Consider the following 24134-nt stretch of genomic DNA (forward strand, 5'->3'; position numbering starts at 1 on the left):
GATAGCGCCTTCAGCCTGTTACAGAGGCTTGGCAGCCACCGGATTGCCCATTCGCGCCAATCCCAAATTCTTCAGCGCCAGTTGCAGCGAGCTGTGGATCACCTGCGGGTTGTCGATGGTCATCAGTTCCGCGAGCAGTTCCTTGGCCTTGCTGAGGTTGATCTGGCGCAGCATCCATTTCACTTTCGGCAGGTTGGTGGCGTTCATCGACAGGCTGTCGAAACCCATCGCCATCAACAGCACCGCCGCCGCTGGGTCACCGGCCATTTCGCCGCAGATGCTCACAGGCTTGCCTTCGGCGTGGGCGTCGCGCACCACGTTCTGCAAGGCTTGCAGCACCGCCGGGTGCAGGTAGTCGTAAAGATCGGCCACCCGAGGGTTGTTGCGGTCCACGGCCAGCAGGTATTGGGTCAAGTCGTTGGAGCCGACCGAGAGGAAATCCACCTGCCGCGCCAGTTCCTTGGTCTGATACACCGCCGCCGGGATTTCGATCATCACGCCAATCGGTGGCATCGGCACGTCGGTGCCTTCGTCGCGCACCTCGCCCCAGGCCCGGTGAATGAGGTGCAGGGCTTCTTCGAGCTCGTGGATGCCGGAGATCATCGGCAACAGAATCCGCAGGTTGTTCAAGCCTTCACTGGCCTTGAGCATGGCGCGGGTTTGGACCAGAAAAATTTCCGGGTGGTCGAGGGTCACGCGGATGCCGCGCCAGCCGAGGAACGGGTTGTCTTCCTTGATCGGGAAGTACGACAGCGATTTGTCGCCGCCAATGTCGAGGCTGCGCATGGTCACCGGTTGCGGGTGGAACGCGGCGAGTTGCTCGCGGTAGATCGCCAGTTGTTCCTTTTCGCTGGGGAAACGCTGGTTGATCATGAACGGCACTTCGGTGCGGTACAGGCCCACGCCCTCGGCCCCGCGCTTCTGCGCCCGCGCCACGTCCGCCAGCAGGCCGGTATTGACCCACAGCGGCATGCGGTGGCCGTCGACGGTCACGCACGGCAGGTCGCGCAGGGAATCGAGGCCGAGCGCCAGTTGCTTCTCTTCTTCCACCACCTCGGCGAACTGCTTGCGCAGCACGTCGCTGGGGTTGGTGTAAACCTCGCCGCGATTGCCATCGACGATCAATTCGATGCCGTCGACCTTGGCATACGGCAGGTCGACCAGGCCCATCACCGTCGGGATGCCCATCGCCCGGGCAAGGATCGCAACGTGGGAGTTGCCGGAACCGAGCACCGAGACCAGGCCGACCAGCGTGCCTTCCGGCACCTCGCCGAGCATGGCCGGCGTCAGTTCTTCGCTGACCAGAATGGTTTTTTGCGGGTAGACCAGATTCTGCTGGCGCTCTTCCTGCAAGTACGCGAGCAGGCGCCGGCCCAAATCCTTGACGTCCGAAGCGCGCTCACGCAGGTAGGCGTCGTCCATCAATTCGAAACGGTTGACGTGATCGGTGACCACCTGACGCAACGCGCCCTGAGCCCACTGGCCGGTCTTGATCACGGTGGTGACTTCGTTCCCCAGGGCGGCATCGTCGAGCATCATCAGGTAGACGTCGAACAGCGCGCGCTCTTCCGGGCGCAGTTGGGTCGCCAGTTTCGCCGACAACGCGCGCATGTCGGCGCGCACGCCTTCGATGGCGGTCTTGAACAGCGCCAGTTCGGCGTCGATATCGGTAATGGTCTTGTCCGGCACCACATCCAGGTCGGCCGGCGGCAGCATGACCACCGCGGTGCCGACCGCCGCGCCCGGTGAACCCGGCACGCCGATGAACTTGGCTTCCTGGATGCCCTTGCCCTGACGGCCCAGGCCCCGGATCGAACCGGTGGCCTCAGCGTGGGCGATAACCCCGGCGAGTTGCGCGCTCATGGTCACGAGGAAGGCTTCTTCGCCCTCGTCGAACTGACGTCGCTCCTTTTGCTGGATCACCAATACGCCGACGACGCGGCGGTGGTGGATGATCGGTGCGCCGAGAAACGAGGCATAGCGCTCTTCACCGGTTTCGGCGAAGTAGCGATAACGCGGGTGACCGGCCGCGTTTTCGAGGTTAAGGGGTTCTTCACGCGTGCCGACCAGGCCAACCAGACCTTCGTTGGGGGCCATGCTGACCTTGCCGATCGAGCGCTTGTTCAAGCCCTCGGTCGCCATCAGCACGAAGCGGTTGGTTTCCGGGTCAAGCAGGTAGACCGAGCAGACCTGGCTGCCCATGGCCTCTTTGACGCGCAACACAATAATCCCCAACGCCGCCTTGAGATCCTTGGCGGAGTTAACTTCCTGGACGATCTTGCGCAGCGTATTGAGCATGGCTCGGGGTCGAACTCCGTCGTCAGTCGCGCGATAAAAGGCGCGGGGCAAGCTCTTTGAGAGCGCGTCGATACACCTCGCGCTTGAATGTCACCACCTGGCCCAACGGATACCAATAGCTGACCCAGCGCCAACCATCGAACTCCGGTTTACCGGTCAAATCCATCCGCACCCGCTGCTCGTTGGAGATCAGGCGCAGGAGAAACCATTTCTGTTTCTGGCCGATGCACAGCGGCTGGCTGTGGGTACGGACCAGGCGTTGCGGCAAACGATAGCGCAACCAGCCACGGGTGCAGGCGAGTATTTCAACATCTTCGCGCTCCAGGCCGACTTCTTCGTTCAACTCGCGATACAAGGCGTCTTCCGGCGTCTCCTGGGGGTTGATCCCACCTTGAGGAAACTGCCAGGCATCTTGATTGATACGGCGAGCCCACAGCACCTGGCCGGCATCATTCGTCAGAATGATCCCGACATTGGGGCGGAAACCATCGGGGTCGATCACGGCAACAACCTCGCAAACGCATGTCGTCGCATTGTTCCACAAAGGTTGTGAAGGCGGCAACGAAGCTTCCTACCTTATGTGCACTCTTGTGAAAAGACCGTATTCTTGTCGCCTTTTTACCGATCCACCCACTTACCGACTTATCAGCGGGTAACTGCAATGCGCCTGGCTTTATTCGACTTGGACAATACCCTTCTGGGCGGCGACAGTGATCACGCTTGGGGCGATTACCTGTGCGAGCGCGGCTTTCTCGACGCCGTGACGTACAAGGCACGCAACGATGCGTTCTATCAGGATTACCTGGCGGGCAAGCTGGACAACGCCGAATACCTGAACTTCTGCCTGGAAATCCTCGGCCGCACCGACATGGCCGTGCTCGATCAATGGCACCGCGACTACATGCGTGACTGCATCGAGCCGATCCTGCTGCCCAAGGCCTTCGAACTGCTGGCCAAACATCGCGACGCCGGCGACACACTGGTGATCATCACCGCCACCAACCGCTTCGTCACCGCGCCGATCGCCGCGCGCCTGGGGGTCGAGACCCTGATCGCCACCGAGTGCGAAATGGCTGACGGCCGTTACACCGGGCGCAGCACCGACATCCCGTGCTTTCGCGAAGGCAAGGTGACACGGTTGAATCGTTGGCTGGAAGAAACCGGGAATTCACTGGACGACAGCTACTTCTATAGCGACTCGATGAACGATTTGCCGCTGCTGGAGCAGGTGACCCACCCGGTGGCGGTTGATCCTGATCCGAATTTGCAAGCTGAGGCTGAGAAGCGGGGTTGGCCGGTGATCAGTTTGCGTGGCTGATAACGCCTTCGCGAGCAGGCTCGCTCCCACAAGGTTTTTAGGTGGCCACCGAATGTGTGTTCACTGAAAGACCCTGTGGGAGCTGGCTTGCCAGCGATTGCCGCAACCCGGTTTCAAGCCTTAAACAGGTTTGGCCCCCATCAACCCGGCAATCGCCACCAGGCAAACAAAACTGAACAGCGCCAAGGCAAAGGTGAATTTCCCGGCGCCACCCGGCGCTTTGCGCAATGTGTTCAGGCGCACCAGCAACCAGAACCAGGCCAGCGCCGCCACGGTATAGAGCACGCTTGAGACCAGCAGCCAGGTCTGCCCCAGCGGCCAGCCCACCAGGTGCACCATCCACCAACCGGTAAATGGCATGCTCAGCAGCGCCAGGCCCATCAGCAGCCAGACGAACAGCCGCGGCCGCTGCAAGGTGCGGGCGGGAGCCGTGGCATCGCCGCCGCGCCGCGTTTGCCAGACCCAGATCCCCAGGCCCAAAGCACAACCGAGCAAGATGGCGGTGGCGGCGGTGTGCGCCATTTTCAGGGCGGTTAACGTTTCCATGCTTCGATTTCCTTATGGCCTGCCCTTCAGCGTAGCCGTTCAGCCCAGGAACAGCTGATAAGCCGGGTTGTCGCTTTCGTCCCAGTACGGATAGCCGATTTCCTCAAGCGCAGCGGGCACCAGGTGGCGCTCGTTGTGGGGCACTTGCAGGCCTGCGACAACTCGGCCATCGGCGGCACCGTGGTTGCGGTAGTGGAACATCGAGATGTTCCAGCGCCCGCCGAGCTTGTTGAGGAAGTTGAACAGCGCCCCCGGCCGCTCCGGGAACTCGAAGCGCAGCACCACTTCATCGACCACATGCGCCGCGTGCCCGCCGACCATGTGCCGGATGTGCAACTTGGCCAGTTCGTTGTCGGTCAGGTCCAGCACCGGGAAGCCTTGCTCGGTGAGGCTGGCGATCAGCGCGCTGCGCGGGTCGGTGTCCGGGTGGGTCTGCACGCCAACAAAGATGTGCGCTTCGCTGCCGGTGTTGTAGCGGTAGTTGAACTCGGTGATCTGCCGCTTGCCGACCGCTTCGCAGAACGCCTTGAAGCTGCCAGGCTTCTCGGGGATGGTCACCGCGATGATGGCTTCGCGGCCCTCGCCCAGTTCGGCGCGCTCGGCGACGTGGCGCAAGCGGTCGAAATTGACGTTGGCGCCGGAGTCGATCGCCACGAAGGTCTGACCGCTGACTCCACGGGACTCGACGTATTTTTTGATCCCGGCCACGCCGAGGGCGCCAGCAGGTTCAGTGATCGAGCGGGTATCGTCGTAGATATCCTTGATCGCCGCGCAGATCTCGTCGGTGCTGACGGTGATCACTTCATCGACGTAGTGCTTGCAGATATCAAAAGTGTGCTGGCCGATCTGCGCCACCGCCACGCCGTCGGCAAAGATGCCCACAGTCGGCAGCACCACGCGCTCACCCGCCGCCATCGCCGCTTGCAGGCAATTGGAGTCGTCGGGTTCGACGCCGATGATCTTGATGTCCGGGCGCAGGTATTTCACATACGCGGCAATCCCGGCGATCAGGCCGCCACCGCCCACCGGGACAAAAATCGCGTCCAGTGGTCCTGGGTGCTGGCGCAGAATCTCCATGGCCACCGTGCCCTGCCCGGCAATGGTGTGGGGATCATCATAAGGGTGGATGTAGACGTAGCCTTTTTCGTCGACCAGTTTCAGCGAATAGGCCAAGGCTTCCGGGAACGAATCACCGTGCAGCACCACTTTGCCGCCGCGCGAACGCACGCCTTCGACTTTGATTTCCGGGGTGGTCTTGGGCATGACGATGGTCGCTTTCACGCCCAACACCTTGGCCGCCAGGGCCAGGCCTTGCGCATGGTTGCCGGCCGACGCGGTGACCACGCCTCGGGCGCGTTCCTCATCGCTCAGTTGCGTGAGCTTGTTGTAGGCGCCACGAATCTTGAAGGAGAACACTGGCTGCAAGTCTTCACGTTTGAGCCAAATGTCGTTGCCCAACCGCTCGGAGAGCTGGCGAGCAGTCTGCAACGGGGTTTCGACGGCAACGTCATAGACGCGCGAGGTGAGGATCTTTTTCACATAGTGTTCAAGCATTGGAAAACATCACTGAGCGAGGTGGGCAGGGCCAAGGAGTCTAACCCGGCTTTTGGCTGGCGGACCACACGAATCCTGAGGTTTTAAGCCCTGAAGCACTACCTGTGGTGAGGGGGCTTGCCCCCGTTCGGCTGCGAAGCAGTCGTGAAACCGGCTGGTGAAGGGTGTCCAGGGGGGAGCGCTCCGCGCTCCAACGGGGGCAAGCCCCCTCACCACAGGCAAGTCCACTCGCCGCAGGCAAGCCACCTCGCCACAGGAGTGTTTCCCCCGGTCCCGTCGCGGGGCCTATAATGCCGGCCTTTCCGTTCCCCCCTGCCCGCTTCCGGAGCCCGCATGACCCAGGATCAACTCAAACAGGCCGTGGCCCAGGCTGCCGTCGACTTCATCCTGCCGAAACTCGACGACAAGAGCATCGTCGGCGTCGGCACCGGCTCCACTGCCAATTGCTTCATCGATGCGCTGGCCAGGCACAAGGGCGCATTCGATGGCGCGGTCGCCAGTTCCGAAGCCACCGCCGCGCGCCTTAAGGGCCACGGGATTCCGGTGTATGAGCTGAACACGGTCAGCGATCTCGAGTTTTACGTCGATGGCGCCGATGAAAGCGACGCCCACCTGAACCTGATCAAGGGCGGCGGCGCGGCCCTGACCCGCGAGAAGATCGTCGCGGCCGTGGCCAAGACCTTCATCTGCATCGCCGACGCCAGCAAACTGGTGCCGGTGCTCGGCGCCTTCCCGTTGCCGGTGGAAGTGATCCCAATGGCTCGCAGCCACGTGGCCCGCGCCCTGGTGAAACTGGGCGGCGACCCGGTGTACCGCGAAGGCGTGTTGACCGACAACGGCAACATCATCCTCGACGTGTTCAACCTGCAGATCACTGATCCGGTGGAACTGGAAAAGCAGATCAATGCCATCGTCGGCGTAGTCACCAATGGCCTGTTCGCGGCGCGGCCGGCAGACTTGCTGCTGCTGGGCACCAGTGAAGGTGTGAAGACCCTGCGCGCTGAGTAATTCCAGACGCCGCAAAAACAGTGGGAGCGAGCCTGCTCGCGAAAAGGGTGTGTCAGTCGATGCCGTGATGACTGACATATCGCTTTCGCGAGCAGGCTCGCTCCCACATTGATTAAGTGGTGTGAGTTATTCCTGCGCAGGTTTCTTGAACACGTAAAACAGATTCGGCTCACTCACCAGATACAACACCCCGTCGTCATCCATGGCAATGCCTTCGGCCTGTGGCACGGTTTTCTGCAAACCCTGGCGGCCCTTGCTCAGGGACATGGTGCTCAGGGGCCGACCGTCCACCGCCAGTTCTAGAATCAATCGCGACTCATCCGACAGCGCCAGCAAGTGCCCGCTGCGCTCGTCGTATTGCAGGCTCGACAGGTCACGCACAAACATCCCGGCATCGCGCTTGGGATTGTTCACCACATGCACCGCGTAGGATTTGTCCGGGGTGTAATGGGGGAAGCCCTGGATTTCGTAGACCAGCATCGGGTCGCGCTCCTTGGCCACGAACAGTCGCTTGCCCAGGGAATCATAGGCCAGGCCTTCGAAGCCTTTGTTGCCGCCCATGTGCACGCCCAAGGTCATTTGCTCGGCTTCCGCCGCGTCGAGGAAGGTGACGTCGTCGTCCAGATGGATCTTGATCAGGCGTTGCTGGCGCTCATCGGAAATTACGTAAGTGTCGGCGCTGATGAATTCCACCGCTTCGGCATCGCCAAAACCGATGAGCGACACACGCCGCAGGATCTGGCCGTCGAGGGACAACTCCACCAGTTCGGCATTCTTGTTGGTGACGGTGAACAGGCTGTTGCGCACCGGATCGTAGGTCAGGGCCGAGACATCGTCGTCGAGCCCCTCGATAACCTTGGCTTCGATTGCCACTTGATAGCGATCGAGGTTGATCGCCAGTTCCGAGGCCGGCAGCCACATCGTCCGCGCATTGAACCAGGCGCGTTCGAACAGACGCAGGTACTGACCGACCACGGCCAGGCCGATCAGCGTGGCCAGCAGAAGAATAATGAAAAGCGGTTTAGGGCGGGCAAATCGACGCATTGGGCAAGCTCATGAACAGTCAGTGGCGGATGAAATACCACGGCTGTATGAATTCAAGCTTAATGGCCACTGGCCTTAACCTACAACCCTGCCGGGTTTACTGCTTTTCAAAACGATAGAACAGGTTCGGTTCGCTGACCATGTAGATATTACCGGCATCGTCGATGGTCACGCCCTCAGCGCGAGGGATGGTCTTGCTCAGCCCATTGAAGCCGCGCAGCAGGGTCATGAAGCTGACTTGCTCGCCCTGCTCGTCCAGCTCCAGCAACAGGTGCGAATCCGCCGACAGCGCCAGGGTGTGGCCGGTGCGTGGATCAATTGCCAGGGCCGACAGGTTGCGAACGTCCAGTTCGCCGTTGACCAGTTTCTGCTTGCTGCCGGTCAAGGTCTGGCTGCCGTCGCTTTTCCAGCTGAACAACGCCGCCGGACGCTCTTCGCCCAGCAGCAGTTGCTGGTTGCGCGGGTCCCAGGTAATGGCTTCGAAGGCTTTATTCTGGTCCTCGGACGGGCCGAGGTCGTATTTAGGGAAGGCATCCCGATGCAACTCGCGAGTCTCGGCCTCGACTTTGACGATCGACAGTAAATGCTCGCGCTCGTCGACGATGGCCAGCAAGCCGTTTTCCATGACCGTCACGGCCTCAGGGTTGCTCCAACCCATCAGCGGCATCTTGCGCAGCACCTCGCCCTGCAAGGTCAGCTCCACCAGGAACGGATTCTTGCCCATCACCGAAAACAGGGTTTTGGTTTGCGGGTTGTAGGCCAGATCGGATGCTTCGTCCTTCTCCATGCCGGGCAACAATTTCCCGTCGATCACCGCGTGGTAATCCGGCAGCCACACGCTCTCTTTGCGCTCGGCCGGGCTTTCGAAGCGCTCCTGCACCCAGAGCACGCCACGGTCATCCCAATGCATGGCGAAGGCCAGGCCGTAAGCGACGGCGACTGCCAGCAATAACCAGTAATACCAACGCAGCAGAAAACGGGGACGACGGGAGAATTGCGCAGGGGAAAGCGGTCGAGTGGCCATCAACGGGGGGTTCCAGAAAATCAGGCTAAGGGTAATAGCACAAACGGGGCTGGCGCAGAGGCGGCCGGCCGCGAAATTATCCAGACGGGATGTGAAAAAAATGGCAAATGGCGGGAATGCCGTTATTACGGACACTGAAAACCAGTGTGGGAGCGAGCCTGCTCGCGAATAGCGTGTGCCAGCCAATTCAATGAAGACTGATACACCGCTTTCGCGAGCAAGCTCGCTCCCACAGGGTTCAGCGTGTGCTGTTAAAGCACAGTGCTGGTAAAGCGACTGGCGCCCGGCAGTTCCAGTACCAATTCGTCACCCACGTTCAGCGGCCCGACGCCCACCGGCGTGCCGGTCAGGATCACGTCGCCGGCCTGCAGCGAGAAGCAGCCGGCCATGTGCTGGATCATCGGCACGATCGGGTTGAGCATGACGCTGCTGTTACCATCCTGGCGCACTTCGCCGTTGATGGTCAGGCGAATGCCAATGTCAGTCAGGTCAGCGAAGGTGCTGCCGGACACGAACGGGGCAATCACCGCCGCGCCGTCGAACGACTTGGCGATTTCCCACGGCAGGCCCTTGGCTTTCAGTTCGGCTTGCTTGTCGCGCAAGGTCAGGTCCAGCGCCGGGGCGAAACCGGAGATGGCGTCCAGCACTTCTTCACGGCTGGGTTTGGTCGACAGCGACTTGCCGAGCAACACGGCGATTTCCGCTTCGTAGTGCACCGAGCCGCGCTCGGTCGGAATGCTGAAGCCACCTTCCAGCGGCACCACGCAACTGCCGGGTTTGATGAACAGCAGCGGTTCGGTCGGCACCGGGTTATCCAGTTCCTTGGCGTGTTCGGCGTAGTTGCGGCCGATGCACACCACTTTACCCAGCGGGAAGTGAATCCGCGTACCGTCGACATACTGGTGCTGATAGCTCATAACCGACTCCTGGTTCGTAGCGCTTAAATGCAAAGTCAAACAGCGAAGATCTTGCCCGGGTTCATGATCCCGTTAGGATCGAATACCGCTTTGACGGCCTTCATGTATTCAATCTCGACCGGCGAGCGGCTGTAGGTCAAGTAGTCACGCTTGGTCATGCCCACGCCGTGCTCGGCGGAAATCGAACCGTTGTACTTCTCGACGGTTTCAAATACCCACTTGTTGACGGTGGCGCACTTGGCGAAGAACTCATCCTTGCTCAGGTTTTCCGGCTTGAGGATGTTCAAGTGCAGGTTGCCGTCGCCGATATGGCCGAACCAGACAATTTCGAAATCCGGGTAGTGTTCGCCGACGATCGCGTCGATTTCTTTCAGGAAGGCCGGCACTTTCGAGACGGTGACCGAGATATCGTTCTTGTACGGCGTCCAGTGGGAAATGGTTTCCGAGATGTACTCGCGCAGTTTCCACAGGTTGTGCAACTGGCTTTCGCTCTGGCTCATCACGCCGTCCAGCACCCAGCCCTGCTCGACGCAATGCTCGAAGGTTTCCAGGGCGTGGTTAGCCACTTCTTCGGTGGTCGCTTCGAACTCCAGCAACGCGTAGAACGGGCAATCGGACTCGAACGGCGCCGGCACGTCGCCGCGACCCATGACCTTGGCCAGCGCTTTGTCGGAGAAGAATTCGAAAGCGGTCAGGTCGAGCTTGCTCTGGAAGGCGTGCAGCACCGGCATGATCGCGTCGAAATCAGCGGTGCCGAGGACCATGGCGGTCAGGTTCTTCGGCGCGCGATCAAGGCGCATAGTGGCTTCGACCACAAAGCCCAGGGTGCCTTCGGCGCCGATGAACAATTGGCGCAGGTCGTAACCGGTGGCGTTCTTGATCAGATCTTTGTTCAGCTCCAGCAGATCGCCCTTGCCGGTGACCACCTTCATGCCGGCCACCCAGTTGCGGGTCATGCCGTAGCGAATCACCTTGATCCCGCCGGCATTGGTGCCGATATTGCCGCCAATCTGGCTGGAACCCGCCGAAGCGAAATCCACCGGGTAGTACAGGCCGTTTTCTTCGGCGAGGTTCTGCAATTGCTCGGTGACCACGCCGGGCTGACAAACGGCGGTGCGATCGGTCATGTTCAGGTCAAGAATCTGATTCATGTAGTCGAAGGACACCACCACTTCGCCGTTCGCTGCCACGGCAGCGGCGGACAGCCCGGTGCGACCGCCAGACGGCACCAGCGCGACCTTGTGCTGATTGGCCCAGCGCACGATGGCCTGGACCTGCTCGGTGGTCTTGGGAAACACGATGGCCGTGGGGGCCGGGGCGAAATGCTTGGTCCAATCCTTGCCATAAGCATTCAGCGAGTCGGCATCGGTCAGCACCTTGCCAGGCTCAACCAGGGTCTTCAGCTCTTCTATCAGCGCAGGATTGGTCATCGACAGAACTCTCGAACAATTCATAGTCATCCTGAGAACGCTTCACGTCGCAGGAATGAGTGTTTAGCGGGGTGCGTATGCTAGCATACCGACCCCGCAGGGTAGTGCTGAAAGGCTGTTCTGCGGTAACGGCGGTCGTGCCGTTCGGGTCAGCGTCTGCTGGCTATTTCCCTGCCATTTTTCTCCGGGACACAGGTTTACGCAGATGAGCAAGACTTCTCTCGATAAGAGCAAGATCAAGTTCCTTCTTCTCGAAGGCGTCCACCAATCGGCTGTCGACGTCCTCAAGGCGGCGGGCTACACCAGCATCGAGTACCTCACCGGTTCTCTGCCTGAAGCCCAGCTGAAGGAAAAGATCGCTGATGCGCATTTCATCGGCATTCGCTCCCGCACTCAACTGACCGAAGAGATCTTCGACCACGCCAAGAAACTGGTCGCGGTCGGTTGTTTCTGCATCGGCACCAACCAGGTCGACCTCAACGCAGCGCGCGAGCGCGGGATCGCGGTGTTCAACGCCCCGTACTCGAACACCCGCTCCGTGGCTGAACTGGTGCTGGCCGAAGCGATCCTGTTGCTGCGCGGCATCCCCGAGAAGAATGCATCCTGCCACCGTGGCGGCTGGATCAAGAGCGCGGCCAACTCGTTCGAAATCCGTGGCAAGAAACTCGGTATCGTCGGTTACGGCTCGATCGGCACGCAATTGTCGGTCCTGGCCGAAGGCCTGGGCATGCAGGTGTACTTCTACGACACCGTAACCAAGCTGCCATTGGGCAACGCCACGCAGATCGGCAGCCTGACCGAACTGCTGGGCATGTCCGACATCGTCACCCTGCACGTCCCGGAAACCGCCGCCACCCAGTGGATGATCGGTGAGAAGGAAATCCGCGCGATCAAGAAGGGCGGGATCCTGATCAACGCCGCGCGCGGCACCGTGGTCGAGCTGGATCACTTGGCCGCCGCGATCAAGGACAAGCACCTGATCGGCGCCGCCATCGACGTGTTCCCGGTCGAGCCGCGCTCCAACGATGAAGAATTCGAGAGCCCGCTGCGTGGCCTGGACAACGTGATCTTGACCCCGCACATCGGTGGCTCCACCGCTGAAGCCCAGGCCAACATCGGTCTGGAAGTGGCGGAAAAACTGGTCAAGTACAGCGACAACGGTACGTCGGTGTCCTCGGTCAACTTCCCGGAAGTGGCGCTGCCGGCTCACCCTGGCAAGCACCGTCTGTTGCACATCCACGAAAACATTCCGGGTGTGATGAGCGAGATCAACAAGGTCTTTGCCGAAAACGGTATCAACATCTCCGGTCAGTTCCTGCAGACCAACGAGAAAGTCGGCTATGTAGTCATCGACGTCGACGCCGAGTACTCCGACCTGGCGCAAGAGAAGCTGCAGCACATCAACGGCACCATTCGTTGCCGCGTTTTGTTCTGACAGCGATTTGAGCGACAAGAAAAGGGAGCCTTCGGGCTCCCTTTTTGGTGAACGTTACTCGACGTTGACGGTGATTTTCTTCGACACAATCGGCGGATCGAACGGCATGTGGCCGCTGTCGCCCAGCTCCAGTTGCAAGGTGTGCTTGCCGGGGGCGAGTTTGATGTCGGCCTGGGTCTGGGCCTTGCCGAAGTGCATATGGTGTGGATCGGTCGGAATCGGCGCGCCTGCGGCCGGCAGCTCTTTCACGTCGATCAGCAAATGATGGTGCCCGGTGTTCTTGGTGACATCACCGGCCGGTGCCAGGGCGATATCCTTCACACCGAATTTGACGGTAAAAGTTTGTGGTACCGTCGCGCCGTCTTCCGGCGAAACGATGAACACTTCCGCGCCTTTAGGGGCTGGCGTGGCCGCGCCGGCCAGCATCGAAGCCCCCATCAACAGCCCCGCCATCGCCGCTCGTGACATAAAGGTTTTCATCTTCTTCTCCCGTTTTTCCGAAAAATCCGTTTGGCCATGACAACTTCATGACCATTCGTTGTCGAAGGCTCTCGACAACCATAGCAAAGCGCACCCCCAACGGAGGGGCCGCGTACATGAAATTCAAAGGAGTGACCATGCGTTTTCTGCCTGGCCTGATCTGCCTGCTGCCTCTCTTGAGCCCTCTGGCTCATGCCGAACTCATTGATGACATCAACGACCGTGGCGAACTGCGTATTGCCCTGGAGGCCAACACTCCGCCTTTCAATTTCAGGGACGACGGCAAACTCACGGGCTTCGAAGTCGAGCTCGGACAACTTTTGGCCAACGAGCTGGATGTACGCGCCGAGTTTGTCGTGGTGGACGCCGCCGAGTTGCTCCCTGGTGTCGAAAGCGGCAAATACGACATCGCCCTCAACCACATAGCAGTGACCCCGCAACTCAAGGATCGTTTCGACTTCAGCGAATCCTACGGCCAGGCCAGTTCTCAACGCATCGCCATGCAGGACGACGCGCCACGGCCGATGGTGCTGGTGCAATCGTTGAATGCAGAGAAGAAGCCCGACACGCCAGTCGACCTGGCGATTCCGTTTCAGAAAGGCAACCCGGCGTTCCACACTAGCCTGGCCAGTGCGATGCAGCGGATCAAGGCGGATGGGCGACTGGAGGCGCTGTCGCAGAAATGGCTGCAACCCGACAAGGATGCAGCACCGAAGCCATAAACCGGTGGGAGCGAGCCTGCTCGCGAAGAGGGCGTATCAGCCAACATCATCGTTGGATGAAACGCCGCTTTCGCGAGCAGGCTCGCTCCCACTTTGGCGTTATGCCGAGCTTCAGTTCAGCGTTGCCAACGCCTGGCCAGCCTCAGCCAGCTCCAGCTCGCTGAACACCAATACCCCATGACGCTTGAGCAGCGCCGCGGTGACGCCTTCGCCGCTGACCTTGACCCCGCTGAACGTGCCGTCATAGGTCTGTCGATTGCCACACGACGGGCTGTTGGCCTTGAGCACGGCGATACAGATGCCGTGTTGGCGGACCAGTGCCAGCGCCTGATGCGCGCCGTTGAGAAACTCGGCGCTGACGTCCTGGCCTTCGACGGTGATCACAGACGTCAGGCCATCGAGCACCTCGCTGCCCTGCCCACCGGGTATTTCCGCTGCTGCTCGCGGGGTCGGCAAACCGCCGGCCACTTCCGGGCACAACGGCACCACCCGCCCCTCGTCGATCCATTGCTGCAGAACATCGAACGGCCCGCTCGCACCACCGTCGTAACGCACGCGGTGCCCCAGCAAGCAACGGCTGACCAGAATCTTGTGCATGTCAGAACGGCTCGTTGCCGCGCCGGCGGAACCAACCGGTCAGCGACAGGCGTTCGCGGGTCGCCGGCAAGACTTCGTGGGGCACATCGCCGGAGAGAAACACCACCAGGCAACCGCCGGTGGGCTGCACGTCGTAGGCTGCGTCGTTCTCCAGGTACATGCGCAACTGCCCGCCGTGCTCCGGCAGCCAGGCGTCGTTGAGGTAAATCACGGCCGAGACCATGCGCCGGTCGTCATCGCGGAAGCGGTCGACATGCTTGCGATAAAACGCCCCCGGCGGGTACAGCGCAAAGTGGCTCTCGAAGTCTTCGAGGCCCAGGTACAAACCGCGATTCATGGCTTCGCGCAGGCTGTCCATCAGGCTCAGGTAATCGTCGCAAGCCGCCACCTGACCGGGCTCCAGCCACTGGATGTGATCGCCGCGGATACCCTCGCGGATCTCCGAAAACGGCCCGCGCCCCACCGCCGCTGGCGCCAGTTCGCCCTCGGCCGAACGTTTACGGCACTCGGCCGCCAGCGCCAGGGTCAGAGCCTGGGGCAGGAAAATATTCTGCTGCGACCAGCCGCGTGTGGCCAGGTCGTCGACGATGCGTAACAGCAGTGGATGATCAGAGGGTATGGGCATGGCGCGCATAGTATTCCTGTGCCTGAAAATCCGACAGAGCCGCGTGGCGGAGAGTCGTCGGATAAGACGACAAGGCTGATACGAATTCTCGACAACTTGCGCCCTGCCCCGGAGAATAGTCGCCTGCTGACAGGAGTCCCTATGCGCCGTTTGCTTTTCTCACTGCTGATGCTCTGTGTATTGCCCGCCTGGGCAGACGGCCACGACCAGTTGTACAAGGTCGCCGGCTGGCCAGACCAGCGCGCGCATTTCAACGACGCCCTGGCCGCCGCGCAGCAACGCTATCAGAACAGCCTGCCGCCAGCCGTGTTCCAGGCCCTGGTCAACAACAGCAATCAACGTTTTGCGCCGCAAGCCATGGATCAGCGGGCCGAAGCGCAGTTGCGCAAAAACCTCGCCGATCCGAAACCGGCGCTGACGTTTTTCCAGTCGCCCCTTGGCAAGAAGATCGTCGCCGCCGAGTTGCTGGCGACTCGCCGCGACCAGTTGGCGAAAAACGCCAAGGGCTTGCCGAAGATCGAAGCCAGCGACAACCGTCAGTTGATCGTCGGCCACCTGGCCCAGGCACTGCCGGCCCGTGAAGCCGGGGCCGAGGTCAGCCTGGCGATTGCCGGTGTCGCGGCGGATAGCCTGAGTTCGATGATCCCCGGCCTGCTCGGCGGCGGCCAGGCGCAAGGCATGCTCAACGGCCAGCGCCAGCGCTTGATGGACCAGATCGGCAGCGACCTCAACAACACGCTGCTGTACGTCTACCGCGACTTGTCGGATACCGAGCTGGAAGAGTTCGCCACCTTCGCTGAGTCCACTGAAGGCAAGGCGTATTACCAGGCGGCGCTGGCAGCGATTCGCGCGGGGTTGGCGGTGGGGCAGAGTTCTTCGAATCTGGCGCAGTGATTTGCAGCGCCTGAGGGGCCGCCTTCGCGAGCAGGCTCGCTCCCACGTTGAATCTCCTTTGTGGCAGCGAGCCTGCTCGCGAAGAAGCCAGAACAGGCGCTACAGATTCCTGCCCTTGATCCGCTTACTCAGAAACCCGAAATACTCATCCCTTAACGCCACGCTCTCATTGGCCAGGTGATGCCGCGCCTCAGGCAGCATCAACACCTGCGGTCGATCGAACTTGGCGTTGAGCACTTCAAGGTTGTGCTGCCAGTCCACCGTCATGTCCGCCTCGCCCTGAATGATCAGCGGCCGCCGCGCACTGCCCGGCGCGGCTTCGATGCGTTTGATCCACTTGGCCAGCGCACCCACCCACGCGGTCGGCAAGCGCCGCGGTTGTAAAGGATCGGCCTGCAGGAACGGCAAGAACGCCGGGTCGTTGGAGTTCTCGCTGAAACGCCGGGCGATGCCTTTGACGAAGGGTTTGAGCAGGTTGTAGCTGAGCTGCGACCAGCCCCAGGCGCGCGGCCGCACTAGCGGTGACAGCAGAATCACCTGGCCCTGGGCCGGGCTGTCGGCGCCGCTGTTCAGCACGTGGTCGATCACGATCGCACCGCCAGTGCTCTGCCCGCACAGGTGCCATGGCGGCGGCAATTGCAGCGAAACAGCTTCGGCAAACAAACCTTGCACTACCGCTTGATACTCGGCGAAGTCACCGATGCTCGCCCGTTCGCCGCTGGACAAACCATGGCCCGGCAAGTCGCAGGCGATCACCACGAAACCCTGAGCCAGTGCCCATTCGATCACATGGCGATAGAGCCCTGTGTGGTCGTAGAAACCGTGGAACAGAAACAGCGTCGCCTTAGGCCGCGCCGGCCACCAGACGTGGCTGACCAGTTCATAGCCCGCCACCTCGAAGCGCCCCATGCCACGGCGCTCACCCAACTCCAAGCCATAGAACTGCTGGTAGGCCAGGTCTTCCTCCGACAGAGGGCGTGCCTCGGCCAATGGCCGCAGGCGGGCGCGCAGGTGATCCGGGTCAAACGTGGCAGGCATGGCGTATTCCAAAGCGCAAATCAGACTTTATCGGCCTGCGATATTCATCTGTCGCGGCAAGCATGGCAAGCTACGCGACCTCCGAGGATTGATCCCATGCGCCCGTCCTACCGCACAACCCTGCTCGCCAGCCTGCTCGCCCTCGTGTGCGCCGCCGTGTTGTGGGCCGCGTATGACTGGTTTCAGGGGCGTTATCTGCGGGCGTTCAGTTCGCACACGGCGGTGTTTTCCGGCGACCCGCTGCGCTTGCCGGAAAGTCTTGCCGGCCCCGGCGCGATTCGCCTGGTGCACTTCTGGGACCCGGCCTGCCCGTGCAATGTCGGCAACCAGCAACACCTCTCCGAATTGGTCCAGCAGTACGGCCCGCAGGGTGTGCAGTTCTTCGCCGTGCAAAAAAGCGGCAGCCACGGCCAACTGCCGGCAACCCTCAGCTCGCTGAAGACCATTGAGGTCCTGCCTGGCGCCGAGCAACTGCCCGCCAGCCCGGCCGTGGCAATCTGGGACCGCAGCGGCAAGCTTGCCTACTTCGGCCCGTACAGCGAAGGCCTGACCTGCAACTCGAACAACAGTTTTATCGAACCAATCCTGCAAGCCTTGAATGCAGGGCGCGAGGTCGATGCCACGCACACGCTGGCGGTGGGTTGTTACTGCCCCTGGTCAGCAGAGACCCCGCCGTGAAGCTGACAAACCCCGGACGAATACCTCCTAGGGGCGATGCGCCGGGCGGGTCGGCCGTGGTACACCACACGGCCAGGAATAGCCGCTAACTTTGTCCACAAGGAGTCACCATGAAACGCTGGCTGAGCGTCCTCGCGCTGTTGATCGTCGTCCTCGCCATTGGCGTCGGCGGTTACCTCTACAGCAAGCAGCCCTCGCGCCAAGGCATGGTGGAACTGCAACACCTGCAAGGCTCGGTCACCGTGCGCTTCGATGAGCGCGGCGTGCCGCACATTCGCGCCGACAACGAAACCGACCTGTATCGCGCCCTCGGCTACGTGCACGCTCAGGACCGGCTGTTCCAGATGGAAATTCTCCGGCGCCTGGCCCGTGGCGAACTGGCCGAGGTGCTGGGGCCGAAACTGCTCGACACCGACAAGCTGATGCGCAGCCTGCGCATTCGCGAACGGGCCGACACCTACATGGCAAGCGTCGACAAAACCTCGCCGACCTGGCTCGCCATGCAGGCTTATCTGGACGGTATCAACCAGTATCAGGACAGCCACGGCAAACCCGTGGAGTTCGACGTGCTGGGTATTCAGAAACGTCCGTTCACCGCCGAAGACACCTTCAGCATCGCCGGCTACATGGCCTACAGCTTCGCCGCCGCGTTCCGCACCGAGCCGCTGCTGACGTATGTTCGTGATCAATTGGGCGAGCCGTACCTGAATCTGTTCGACCTCGACTGGCAGGCCAAGGGTGTGTTGGTCAATGGTCCAGCCAAGTCCCCGGCGCTGTCGGCCAATGATTGGAAAGACCTCAACGCCCTCGCCCGCCTCAGCGAGCAGGCCCTGGCCGACAACGGCCTGCCGCAGTTCGAGGGCAGCAACGCCTGGGCGGTGTCCGGCAGCCATACCAAGAGTGGCAAACCGCTGCTGGCCGGTGACCCGCACATCCGCTTCTCGGCACCGTCGGTGTGGTACGAGGCGCAGCTGAGTGCGCCGGGGTTTGAACTCTACGGCCACTACCAAGCGCTGATGCCGTTCGCCAGCCTCGGCTTCAACCGCGATTTCGGCTGGAGCATCACCATGTTCCAGAACGATGACCTCGATCTGATCGCGGAAAAGGTCAACCCGGACAATCCCAACCAGGTCTGGTACCGCGACCAATGGGTTGACCTGGTGAGCAGCGAGCAACTGATCGCGGTCAAGGGCCAGGCGCCGGTTAAATTGCTGTTGCGCCAATCGCCCCACGGCCCGATCGTCAACGATGTCATCGGGCCAAACGCTGGCAAAACCCCGATCGCCATGTGGTGGGCCTTCCTCGAAACGCCGAACCCGATCCTCGACGGTTTCTACCAGCTCAACCGCGCCGACACCCTGGCCAAGGCCCGTGCGGCGGCGGCCAAAGTCCAGGCGCCGGGGCTGAACATTGTCTGGGCCAGCGCCAAGGGCGATATCGCCTGGTGGGCTGCGGCACTGCTGCCCAAACGCGCGGCGGGGGCCAAGCCGGGTTTCATTCTCGACGGCAGCAGCCCGCAGGCCGAGAAGGAAGGCTTCTATCCGTTCAGCGCCAACCCGCAGGAAGAAAACCCGGCGCGGGGCTACATCCTCTCGGCCAACTTCCAGCCGGTTTCACCGACCGGCATGGAAATCCCTGGCTACTACAACCTGGCGGATCGTGGCCAACAGCTTAACCGTCAGCTCAGTGACAAAAGCGTGAAATGGGATCTGGAAACCAGCCAGAAACTACAGCTTGGTACCACCACCGGCTACGGACCGCGGCTGCTGGCACCTTTGCTGCCGGTGTTGCGCGAGGTGGTCAGCGACGCCAATGAGCTGAAACTGGTCGAGCAATTGGCGCAGTGGAAAGGCGATTACCCGCTGGATTCGACCAGCGCCACGTTGTTCAACCAGTTGTTGTTCAACCTCGCCGACAGTGCCCTGCACGATGAATTGGGTGACGAGTTGTTCAAGACGCTGTTATCGACACGGGTGATTGATTCTGCGTTGCCACGGCTGGCGGCATCTGCCGATTCGCCATGGTGGGACAACCGCCAGACCCCGGCGAAGGAAACTCGCGCCGACACAGTGAAAGTGGCATGGCGGGCGAGCATCGCGCATTTGCAAAGCACCTTCGGCGCCGACCCGAGCCAATGGCAGTGGGGCGCCGCGCACACCCTCACCCACGGGCATCCGCTGGGCCAGCAAAAGCCGCTGGACCGGATCTTTAACGTCGGCCCGTTCGCGGCGCCCGGCAGCCATGAAGTGCCGAACAACCTGTCGGCCAACATCGGTCCGGCACCCTGGCCAGTCACCTACGGCCCGTCGACTCGACGCCTGATCGACTTCGCCGATACCGCCCACAGCCTGACCATCAACCCGGTCGGCCAGAGCGGCGTGCCGTTCGACCGCCATTACGACGACCAGGCCGAGGCGTATGTCGAAGGGGAGTATGTGCAGGCGCATTTCAATGAAGAGGAAGTGACGGCGAATACCCGCAGCACGTTGAAATTTTTGCCGGCGCGGGCGGCGAAGTGAACCGGGGACAGCTATCGCTGGCAAGCCAGCTCCCACAGGGTTGTGGGGTGTTCACCTGATAGTGATCGCACTGAAAATACCCTGTGGGAGCCGGGCTTGCCGGCGCCCACAGGGTATTTATGTCGACCATGGACCCAGTGTGGAGCGAGCCTACTCGCAAAGAGGCCCCGTCCGGCCCCTGAAAGTCAGATCCCCTTGCGCACCCGCCCAGGCGCCTCGCCGTACACTTCCTTGAATTTCTTGCTGAACGCCGCCTGCGATTGATACCCCACCTGTGCGGCGATGTCGTTCAGACCCAGATGGGAGTGGCTCAGCAGGCTGAATGCCAACTCCATGCGCACTTGCGTGAGCAGCAACCACGGCGAGACCCCGGCCACCTTTACGAACGCCCGCATGAAGGTCGCGCGCGACATGCTTGCAGTCTCTGCCAGACTGTCGATGGTCCAGTCGTGGGCGGGGTCGGCGAGCATAGCCTGCCAGGCGCGGCCCAGGCGTTTGTCCGCCAGCAGCGCCAAAGTGCCGCTGTCCTGGCCGTGCGTGGCCAGGTGCGCCCGCAGCATCAGGGTGAACAGCGCCTGCGACAACGCATCGAGCAAGAACCGCGCTCCCGCCTGCTCGCCATCGGCCTCACCGCGCAGCATTGCGACCAGGGCCGTCAACGGCCCATTGGCCGGTAGCGCGCCGCTGGGGATCACTAAATACGCCGGCAACGCGGCAAACAGCAGCGACGCGCGGTTGTAATGGAAGCGGCCGCAAAGCATGTCCAGGTCCGGGCTGGCGCCTCCAATGCGATGCACCCTCAACACCCCGCCAGTAATCACCTCGGGCTTGCGCGGTGCGACGGTTTTGCCGGGGCTGTGGATCACGTGCGCGGTGCCTGACGGCAACAGCAGAATGTCCCCGGCACGCATCGGCAGGCGTTGGCCATCGGGGAACTCCACCCGACACTCCCCCGCCAGCACGATGTGGTACGGCGCCATGCCTAGCGCTTCCTGACCATGCTCCAGGGCCCAGTCGCCCTGGAACTGACAGCGCAGATCCAGACTGCCGCGCACGTTGGCCAGCGAAATGAGTTTGTCGATTGAATTCATGGCAGCCCATTGCAAAAAACGCGGAAGGCCAAGACTAAGCGATTTTTTCATCATCGGCTCGGTCGCCTGCACATTGAGACGATCGAGCAAAAAACTGAGCGCGACGCACAAAAGCCCGACAGGGCAAAACCCCAGACTTCTCCCATCGACTCACACACTGTGAATGACCGGAGAAGCCCCATGTTGCATTCCATGACCACCGCGCTGCGCCAAATCGGCAAGCTCGACACCCTCGGTACCCACCTGATGCGCCTGGCCATCGCCATCGTGTTCCTGTGGATCGGCGCACTGAAGTTCGTGCCCTACGAAGCCGACAGCATCACCCCCTTCGTCGCCAACAGCCCGTTCATGTCGTTCTTCTACGAACACCCTGAAGACTACAAGGCGCACCTGACCCACGAAGGCGAGTTGAACCCCGAGAAACGCGCCTGGCAAACCGCCAACAACACCTACGGCTTCTCCCACGGCCTCGGCGTGGTGGAAATCCTGATCGGTCTGTTGGTGCTGTCGAACCCTCTCTCACGCAAGACCGGCCTGCTGGGTGGCGCACTGGCGTTCGCCACGCCGCTGGTGACCTTGAGTTTTCTGATCACCACGCCGGAGGCCTGGGTCGCGGCGGGCGGTGATGCCGAGCACGGCTTCCCCTTCTTGTCCGGCGGCGGTCGGCTGGTGCTCAAAGATGTCCTGATGCTCGCTGGAGCCCTGCCCGTGATGGCCGACTCCGCCCGCCGTTTGCTCAAAGACCTTAACGCTTGAACCTTCTGAATCCTTGGAGAACTACCATGAAAATCATCACTGCCTTATTCCTCACCCTGGCCGCCAGCAGCGTTTTCGCCGCCGAACAGGCCCACACCGGTGTCCCGCTGGATGTGGCGAAAACCATCAGCATCACCGACACCAGCAAGGCGTGCGGGATAGTCCCGGTGGAGCTGGTCTACGAAGACTCCCGCGGCGTGCAGCACACCGTGAGCTACTCGGTGCTGGGCAACGGTTGCGCGGGCAGTTGAGGGCTCAGACCATCGCCGCAAAGTTCAGGCGAAACTGTTGCGGCGTGACCCCCAAGCGTCGATTGAACACACTGCGCATATGCTGGGCATCGCGAAAACCGCATTGATAGGCCACGGTCTTGAGCGGGGCCGCGGTGCTTTCCAGCATCACCCGCGCGGCATCCACCCTCGCCCGCTCAACGAATTCCGCCGGCGTCATCCCGGCATCACGGGCAAACACCCGAGAAAAATTGCGCGCACTCATGTTGGCCGCAGCGGCCAGATCAGCGATCGACAAATCCCCGGTGAGGTTCGCCAGCACGTACAACTGCACCAGCGCGACGGCTGAAGTCGGCTCGGCATGCGGGGTAAGGAACGGGCTGAACTGTGACTGGCCACCAGAGCGTTGGGTGAATACCACCAGCCGCTTGGCCACGCTCAGGGCGACTTGCGGGCCATGATCGCGGCCCAGCAAGTACAACGACAGATCAATACCCGCCGTGACCCCCGCCGACGTGAACAACTCGCCGTCCTGCACGTACAAACGATCCGCATCGATCCGCGCGCCTGGACACAGAGCCGCCAGGGCCGCGGCGTCGTTCCAGTGGGTGGTCACGGTGCGACCTTCGAGCAAACCGGCCCGTGCCAGCATGAACGCGCCGTTGCAGATCGAACCGAAGCGCGACGCCAACGCCGTGGCATCGCGCAGCCAGGCATCGAACGCCGGGCCGAAATCCAGCATCGGCAACTGCGGCCCGCCGGCGGTCAGCAACAGGTCATAAGGTTGCAGCGCTTCGCTGAAGTGCCGATGGGCCTGCAAGGTCAGGCCGTTGGAGCACGCCATCGCCCCGCGTTCGACGCCAATCACCTCCAGCCGATAGTGATCCTCTTGGGCGAGGAAACGATTGGCTTCGGCGAATACGTCCATGGGGCCGGTGACGTCCAGGGACTGCACGCCGTTGAATACCACGATGGCTACGGTTTTGCTCATGGTCTGGCGCCTTGGGGGTGAGGAACGGCTGAGCCACCCTAGCCAATTCACGGCCAAGAAGCCATATGGCGCGAAGTACGCGTTGATTGGCAAGGATCGCAGCCATGGGCCGATTGTCCGCTTTTGCCGGCGCGCACAGACTGGACTCATCAGCGCCGCACCGGTGCTTTGGCGAGGAGTCCGACGATGACGAACACGATTGCAGGTATCAAAATCCCCGACAGCGCGTTGGCCAAGGCCACCACTGAATATATCCGCGATGCCGAATCCGACCTGCTCTACCACCATTCCCGCCGGGTGTTTCTGTTCGGTGCGTTGGCCGGTGAACGCAAGCAACTCAAGTACGATCCGGAGATGCTCTACGTGGGCGCGATGTTCCATGACCTGGGCCTGGTGGAAGGCCACCGCAGCGACACCGAGCGCTTCGAAGTCGACAGCGCCAACGCCGCCAAGGCGTTCCTCAAGCCTTATGGGTTTTCCGATGCCGACATTGAGCAGGTGTGGTTATCGATCGCGCTGCACACCACGCCGAACGTCGTGCATCACCTGCGCCCGAACGTGGCCCTGGTGACTGCTGGCGTCGAGATGGACGTGCTGGGCCTCGACTACGCGGCGTTTTCCACCGTGCAATGTGAAGCCGTGGTGCATGCCCACCCGCGCGGTGACGGTTTCAAGGAATGCATCCTGTGTGCCTTCGCCGATGGCTTCAAGCACCGGCCTGACACCACCTTCGGCACGGTGAATGCCGATGTGCTGGTAGACAGCCAACCAGGCTTCAAGCCGATGAATTTCGTCGAGATCATCCGCAAGTCGCCTTGGGTGTCCTGAGCCTATTCAAAGGCCACTCAAAACCCTGGGGGAGCGGGCTTGCCCGCGAAGACGAAGTGTCAGTCGCCAAAAATGTTGGCTGATACACCGCTTTCGCGAGCAGGCTCGCTC

At 61.6% G+C, this 24134-nt stretch carries 24 protein-coding genes; 10 read left to right on the forward strand and 14 right to left on the reverse strand.

The features are described 5' to 3' along the window. Positions 1 to 18: 18 nt before the first annotated feature. Both ptsP and RG836_RS05330 read right to left on the reverse strand, forming a co-directional pair. Positions 19 to 2298 carry a phosphoenolpyruvate--protein phosphotransferase gene (ptsP, locus tag RG836_RS05325; protein WP_310843773.1) on the reverse strand — a complete coding sequence of 760 codons (2280 nt, stop codon included), beginning with the start codon at positions 2296 to 2298 and terminating at the stop codon, positions 19 to 21. Between the two features lie 22 nt (positions 2299 to 2320). Beyond that, complete coding sequence (locus tag RG836_RS05330) at positions 2321 to 2800, reverse strand: RNA pyrophosphohydrolase (protein WP_028623697.1); 480 nt, start codon at positions 2798 to 2800, stop codon at positions 2321 to 2323. 159 nt (positions 2801 to 2959) lie between these two features. Here RG836_RS05330 and RG836_RS05335 point away from each other — a divergent pair, with 159 nt between their 5' ends. Then, on the forward strand, positions 2960 to 3616 hold the full coding sequence (locus tag RG836_RS05335; protein ID WP_310843777.1) for a histidinol-phosphatase: 657 nt from the start codon (positions 2960 to 2962) through the stop codon (positions 3614 to 3616). Positions 3617 to 3736: 120 nt separating this feature from the next. Here the strand turns inward: RG836_RS05335 and RG836_RS05340 are convergent, their stop codons facing one another. Then, the gene (locus RG836_RS05340) at positions 3737 to 4162 is read right to left on the reverse strand and encodes a DUF2269 domain-containing protein (RefSeq protein WP_310843779.1); all 426 of its coding nucleotides are present in this window, start codon (positions 4160 to 4162) and stop codon (positions 3737 to 3739) included. A gap of 39 nt (positions 4163 to 4201) precedes the next feature. After that, positions 4202 to 5716: a threonine ammonia-lyase, biosynthetic gene (gene ilvA / locus RG836_RS05345; protein ID WP_310843781.1), complete on the reverse strand. Its 1515-nt coding sequence runs from the start codon at positions 5714 to 5716 to the stop codon at positions 4202 to 4204. Positions 5717 to 6049: 333 nt separating this feature from the next. On the opposite strand from ilvA, the gene rpiA reads away from it, so the two are divergent. Continuing rightward, the gene (gene rpiA, locus RG836_RS05350) at positions 6050 to 6724 is read left to right on the forward strand and encodes a ribose-5-phosphate isomerase RpiA (RefSeq protein WP_310843783.1); all 675 of its coding nucleotides are present in this window, start codon (positions 6050 to 6052) and stop codon (positions 6722 to 6724) included. A 126-nt stretch (positions 6725 to 6850) separates the two neighbouring features. Here rpiA and RG836_RS05355 read toward each other — a convergent pair whose 3' ends face one another. The 4 genes from RG836_RS05355 to RG836_RS05370 form a co-directional block, all read right to left on the reverse strand. Next, positions 6851 to 7768: an SdiA-regulated domain-containing protein gene (locus RG836_RS05355; protein ID WP_310843784.1), complete on the reverse strand. Its 918-nt coding sequence runs from the start codon at positions 7766 to 7768 to the stop codon at positions 6851 to 6853. A 97-nt stretch (positions 7769 to 7865) separates the two neighbouring features. Continuing rightward, entirely contained in the window at positions 7866 to 8792 is a 927-nt protein-coding gene (locus RG836_RS05360) for an SdiA-regulated domain-containing protein (protein WP_310843787.1), read from the reverse strand. 251 nt (positions 8793 to 9043) lie between these two features. Continuing rightward, the gene (locus RG836_RS05365) at positions 9044 to 9709 is read right to left on the reverse strand and encodes a fumarylacetoacetate hydrolase family protein (RefSeq protein ID WP_310843788.1); all 666 of its coding nucleotides are present in this window, start codon (positions 9707 to 9709) and stop codon (positions 9044 to 9046) included. Between the two features lie 35 nt (positions 9710 to 9744). Further along, positions 9745 to 11139, reverse strand: coding sequence for an FAD-binding oxidoreductase (locus RG836_RS05370; RefSeq protein ID WP_310843790.1), 1395 nt, complete (start codon positions 11137 to 11139; stop codon positions 9745 to 9747). Between the two features lie 205 nt (positions 11140 to 11344). Here RG836_RS05370 and serA point away from each other — a divergent pair, with 205 nt between their 5' ends. Then, positions 11345 to 12574, forward strand: coding sequence for a phosphoglycerate dehydrogenase (gene serA / locus RG836_RS05375; protein ID WP_310843792.1), 1230 nt, complete (start codon positions 11345 to 11347; stop codon positions 12572 to 12574). Positions 12575 to 12628: 54 nt separating this feature from the next. Here the strand turns inward: serA and RG836_RS05380 are convergent, their stop codons facing one another. Then, positions 12629 to 13054 carry a DUF4399 domain-containing protein gene (locus tag RG836_RS05380; protein WP_310843794.1) on the reverse strand — a complete coding sequence of 142 codons (426 nt, stop codon included), beginning with the start codon at positions 13052 to 13054 and terminating at the stop codon, positions 12629 to 12631. Positions 13055 to 13191: 137 nt separating this feature from the next. Here RG836_RS05380 and RG836_RS05385 point away from each other — a divergent pair, with 137 nt between their 5' ends. Continuing rightward, positions 13192 to 13776, forward strand: coding sequence for a transporter substrate-binding domain-containing protein (locus RG836_RS05385; protein ID WP_310843796.1), 585 nt, complete (start codon positions 13192 to 13194; stop codon positions 13774 to 13776). 111 nt (positions 13777 to 13887) lie between these two features. Here RG836_RS05385 and RG836_RS05390 read toward each other — a convergent pair whose 3' ends face one another. Together RG836_RS05390 and RG836_RS05395 are read right to left on the reverse strand one after the other, a co-directional pair. Further along, positions 13888 to 14373 carry a 2-thiouracil desulfurase family protein gene (locus tag RG836_RS05390; protein WP_310843798.1) on the reverse strand — a complete coding sequence of 162 codons (486 nt, stop codon included), beginning with the start codon at positions 14371 to 14373 and terminating at the stop codon, positions 13888 to 13890. 1 nt (position 14374) lies between these two features. Next, entirely contained in the window at positions 14375 to 15007 is a 633-nt protein-coding gene (locus tag RG836_RS05395) for a 2OG-Fe(II) oxygenase (RefSeq protein ID WP_310843800.1), read from the reverse strand. 132 nt (positions 15008 to 15139) lie between these two features. Here RG836_RS05395 and RG836_RS05400 point away from each other — a divergent pair, with 132 nt between their 5' ends. Continuing rightward, positions 15140 to 15892: a DUF2059 domain-containing protein gene (locus RG836_RS05400; RefSeq protein ID WP_310843803.1), complete on the forward strand. Its 753-nt coding sequence runs from the start codon at positions 15140 to 15142 to the stop codon at positions 15890 to 15892. 99 nt (positions 15893 to 15991) lie between these two features. Here the strand turns inward: RG836_RS05400 and bipL are convergent, their stop codons facing one another. Further along, the gene (gene bipL, locus RG836_RS05405; protein ID WP_310843806.1) at positions 15992 to 16930 is read right to left on the reverse strand and encodes a phospholipase BipL; all 939 of its coding nucleotides are present in this window, start codon (positions 16928 to 16930) and stop codon (positions 15992 to 15994) included. Positions 16931 to 17026: 96 nt separating this feature from the next. Between bipL and RG836_RS05410 the strand changes: the two genes are divergently transcribed. Together RG836_RS05410 and RG836_RS05415 are read left to right on the forward strand one after the other, a co-directional pair. Then, a complete protein-coding gene (locus tag RG836_RS05410) occupies positions 17027 to 17608 on the forward strand; it encodes a DUF6436 domain-containing protein (protein ID WP_310843809.1) in 582 nt (193 codons plus the stop codon). Between the two features lie 110 nt (positions 17609 to 17718). Then, positions 17719 to 20127: a penicillin acylase family protein gene (locus RG836_RS05415; RefSeq protein WP_310843811.1), complete on the forward strand. Its 2409-nt coding sequence runs from the start codon at positions 17719 to 17721 to the stop codon at positions 20125 to 20127. A gap of 185 nt (positions 20128 to 20312) precedes the next feature. Here RG836_RS05415 and RG836_RS05420 read toward each other — a convergent pair whose 3' ends face one another. Next, complete coding sequence (locus tag RG836_RS05420) at positions 20313 to 21218, reverse strand: AraC family transcriptional regulator (RefSeq protein ID WP_310843814.1); 906 nt, start codon at positions 21216 to 21218, stop codon at positions 20313 to 20315. 180 nt (positions 21219 to 21398) lie between these two features. On the opposite strand from RG836_RS05420, the gene rclC reads away from it, so the two are divergent. Both rclC and RG836_RS05430 read left to right on the forward strand, forming a co-directional pair. Continuing rightward, the gene (gene rclC / locus RG836_RS05425; RefSeq protein WP_310843816.1) at positions 21399 to 21974 is read left to right on the forward strand and encodes a reactive chlorine resistance membrane protein RclC; all 576 of its coding nucleotides are present in this window, start codon (positions 21399 to 21401) and stop codon (positions 21972 to 21974) included. Between the two features lie 26 nt (positions 21975 to 22000). Beyond that, the gene (locus tag RG836_RS05430; RefSeq protein WP_310843818.1) at positions 22001 to 22225 is read left to right on the forward strand and encodes a DUF2790 domain-containing protein; all 225 of its coding nucleotides are present in this window, start codon (positions 22001 to 22003) and stop codon (positions 22223 to 22225) included. A 4-nt stretch (positions 22226 to 22229) separates the two neighbouring features. On the opposite strand, the gene RG836_RS05435 is transcribed toward RG836_RS05430, so the two are convergent. Continuing rightward, positions 22230 to 23195, reverse strand: coding sequence for a GlxA family transcriptional regulator (locus tag RG836_RS05435; RefSeq protein WP_310843820.1), 966 nt, complete (start codon positions 23193 to 23195; stop codon positions 22230 to 22232). Positions 23196 to 23381: 186 nt separating this feature from the next. On the opposite strand from RG836_RS05435, the gene RG836_RS05440 reads away from it, so the two are divergent. Continuing rightward, positions 23382 to 24023 carry an HD domain-containing protein gene (locus RG836_RS05440; RefSeq protein ID WP_310843822.1) on the forward strand — a complete coding sequence of 214 codons (642 nt, stop codon included), beginning with the start codon at positions 23382 to 23384 and terminating at the stop codon, positions 24021 to 24023. Positions 24024 to 24134 lie beyond the last annotated feature (111 nt).

The organism is Pseudomonas rhizozeae (assembly GCF_031583775.1).
GTDB lineage: Bacteria > Pseudomonadota > Gammaproteobacteria > Pseudomonadales > Pseudomonadaceae > Aquipseudomonas.

Bases quoted from the DNA above. Each gene is read 5' to 3' on its own strand.
- ptsP (WP_310843773.1), bottom strand. From the start codon at position 2,298: ATGCTCAATACGCTGCGCAAGATCGTCCAGGAAGTTAACTCCGCCAAG.
- RG836_RS05335 (WP_310843777.1), top strand. From the start codon at position 2,960: ATGCGCCTGGCTTTATTCGACTTGGACAATACCCTTCTGGGCGGCGAC.
- RG836_RS05340 (WP_310843779.1), bottom strand. From the start codon at position 4,162: ATGGAAACGTTAACCGCCCTGAAAATGGCGCACACCGCCGCCACCGCC.
- ilvA (WP_310843781.1), bottom strand. From the start codon at position 5,716: ATGCTTGAACACTATGTGAAAAAGATCCTCACCTCGCGCGTCTATGAC.
- rpiA (WP_310843783.1), top strand. From the start codon at position 6,050: ATGACCCAGGATCAACTCAAACAGGCCGTGGCCCAGGCTGCCGTCGAC.
- RG836_RS05355 (WP_310843784.1), bottom strand. From the start codon at position 7,768: ATGCGTCGATTTGCCCGCCCTAAACCGCTTTTCATTATTCTTCTGCTG.
- RG836_RS05360 (WP_310843787.1), bottom strand. From the start codon at position 8,792: ATGGCCACTCGACCGCTTTCCCCTGCGCAATTCTCCCGTCGTCCCCGT.
- RG836_RS05365 (WP_310843788.1), bottom strand. From the start codon at position 9,709: ATGAGCTATCAGCACCAGTATGTCGACGGTACGCGGATTCACTTCCCG.
- RG836_RS05370 (WP_310843790.1), bottom strand. From the start codon at position 11,139: ATGACCAATCCTGCGCTGATAGAAGAGCTGAAGACCCTGGTTGAGCCT.
- serA (WP_310843792.1), top strand. From the start codon at position 11,345: ATGAGCAAGACTTCTCTCGATAAGAGCAAGATCAAGTTCCTTCTTCTC.
- RG836_RS05380 (WP_310843794.1), bottom strand. From the start codon at position 13,054: ATGAAAACCTTTATGTCACGAGCGGCGATGGCGGGGCTGTTGATGGGG.
- RG836_RS05385 (WP_310843796.1), top strand. From the start codon at position 13,192: ATGCGTTTTCTGCCTGGCCTGATCTGCCTGCTGCCTCTCTTGAGCCCT.
- RG836_RS05390 (WP_310843798.1), bottom strand. From the start codon at position 14,373: ATGCACAAGATTCTGGTCAGCCGTTGCTTGCTGGGGCACCGCGTGCGT.
- RG836_RS05395 (WP_310843800.1), bottom strand. From the start codon at position 15,007: ATGCGCGCCATGCCCATACCCTCTGATCATCCACTGCTGTTACGCATC.
- RG836_RS05400 (WP_310843803.1), top strand. From the start codon at position 15,140: ATGCGCCGTTTGCTTTTCTCACTGCTGATGCTCTGTGTATTGCCCGCC.
- bipL (WP_310843806.1), bottom strand. From the start codon at position 16,930: ATGCCTGCCACGTTTGACCCGGATCACCTGCGCGCCCGCCTGCGGCCA.
- RG836_RS05410 (WP_310843809.1), top strand. From the start codon at position 17,027: ATGCGCCCGTCCTACCGCACAACCCTGCTCGCCAGCCTGCTCGCCCTC.
- RG836_RS05415 (WP_310843811.1), top strand. From the start codon at position 17,719: ATGAAACGCTGGCTGAGCGTCCTCGCGCTGTTGATCGTCGTCCTCGCC.
- RG836_RS05420 (WP_310843814.1), bottom strand. From the start codon at position 21,218: ATGAATTCAATCGACAAACTCATTTCGCTGGCCAACGTGCGCGGCAGT.
- rclC (WP_310843816.1), top strand. From the start codon at position 21,399: ATGTTGCATTCCATGACCACCGCGCTGCGCCAAATCGGCAAGCTCGAC.
- RG836_RS05430 (WP_310843818.1), top strand. From the start codon at position 22,001: ATGAAAATCATCACTGCCTTATTCCTCACCCTGGCCGCCAGCAGCGTT.
- RG836_RS05435 (WP_310843820.1), bottom strand. From the start codon at position 23,195: ATGAGCAAAACCGTAGCCATCGTGGTATTCAACGGCGTGCAGTCCCTG.
- RG836_RS05440 (WP_310843822.1), top strand. From the start codon at position 23,382: ATGACGAACACGATTGCAGGTATCAAAATCCCCGACAGCGCGTTGGCC.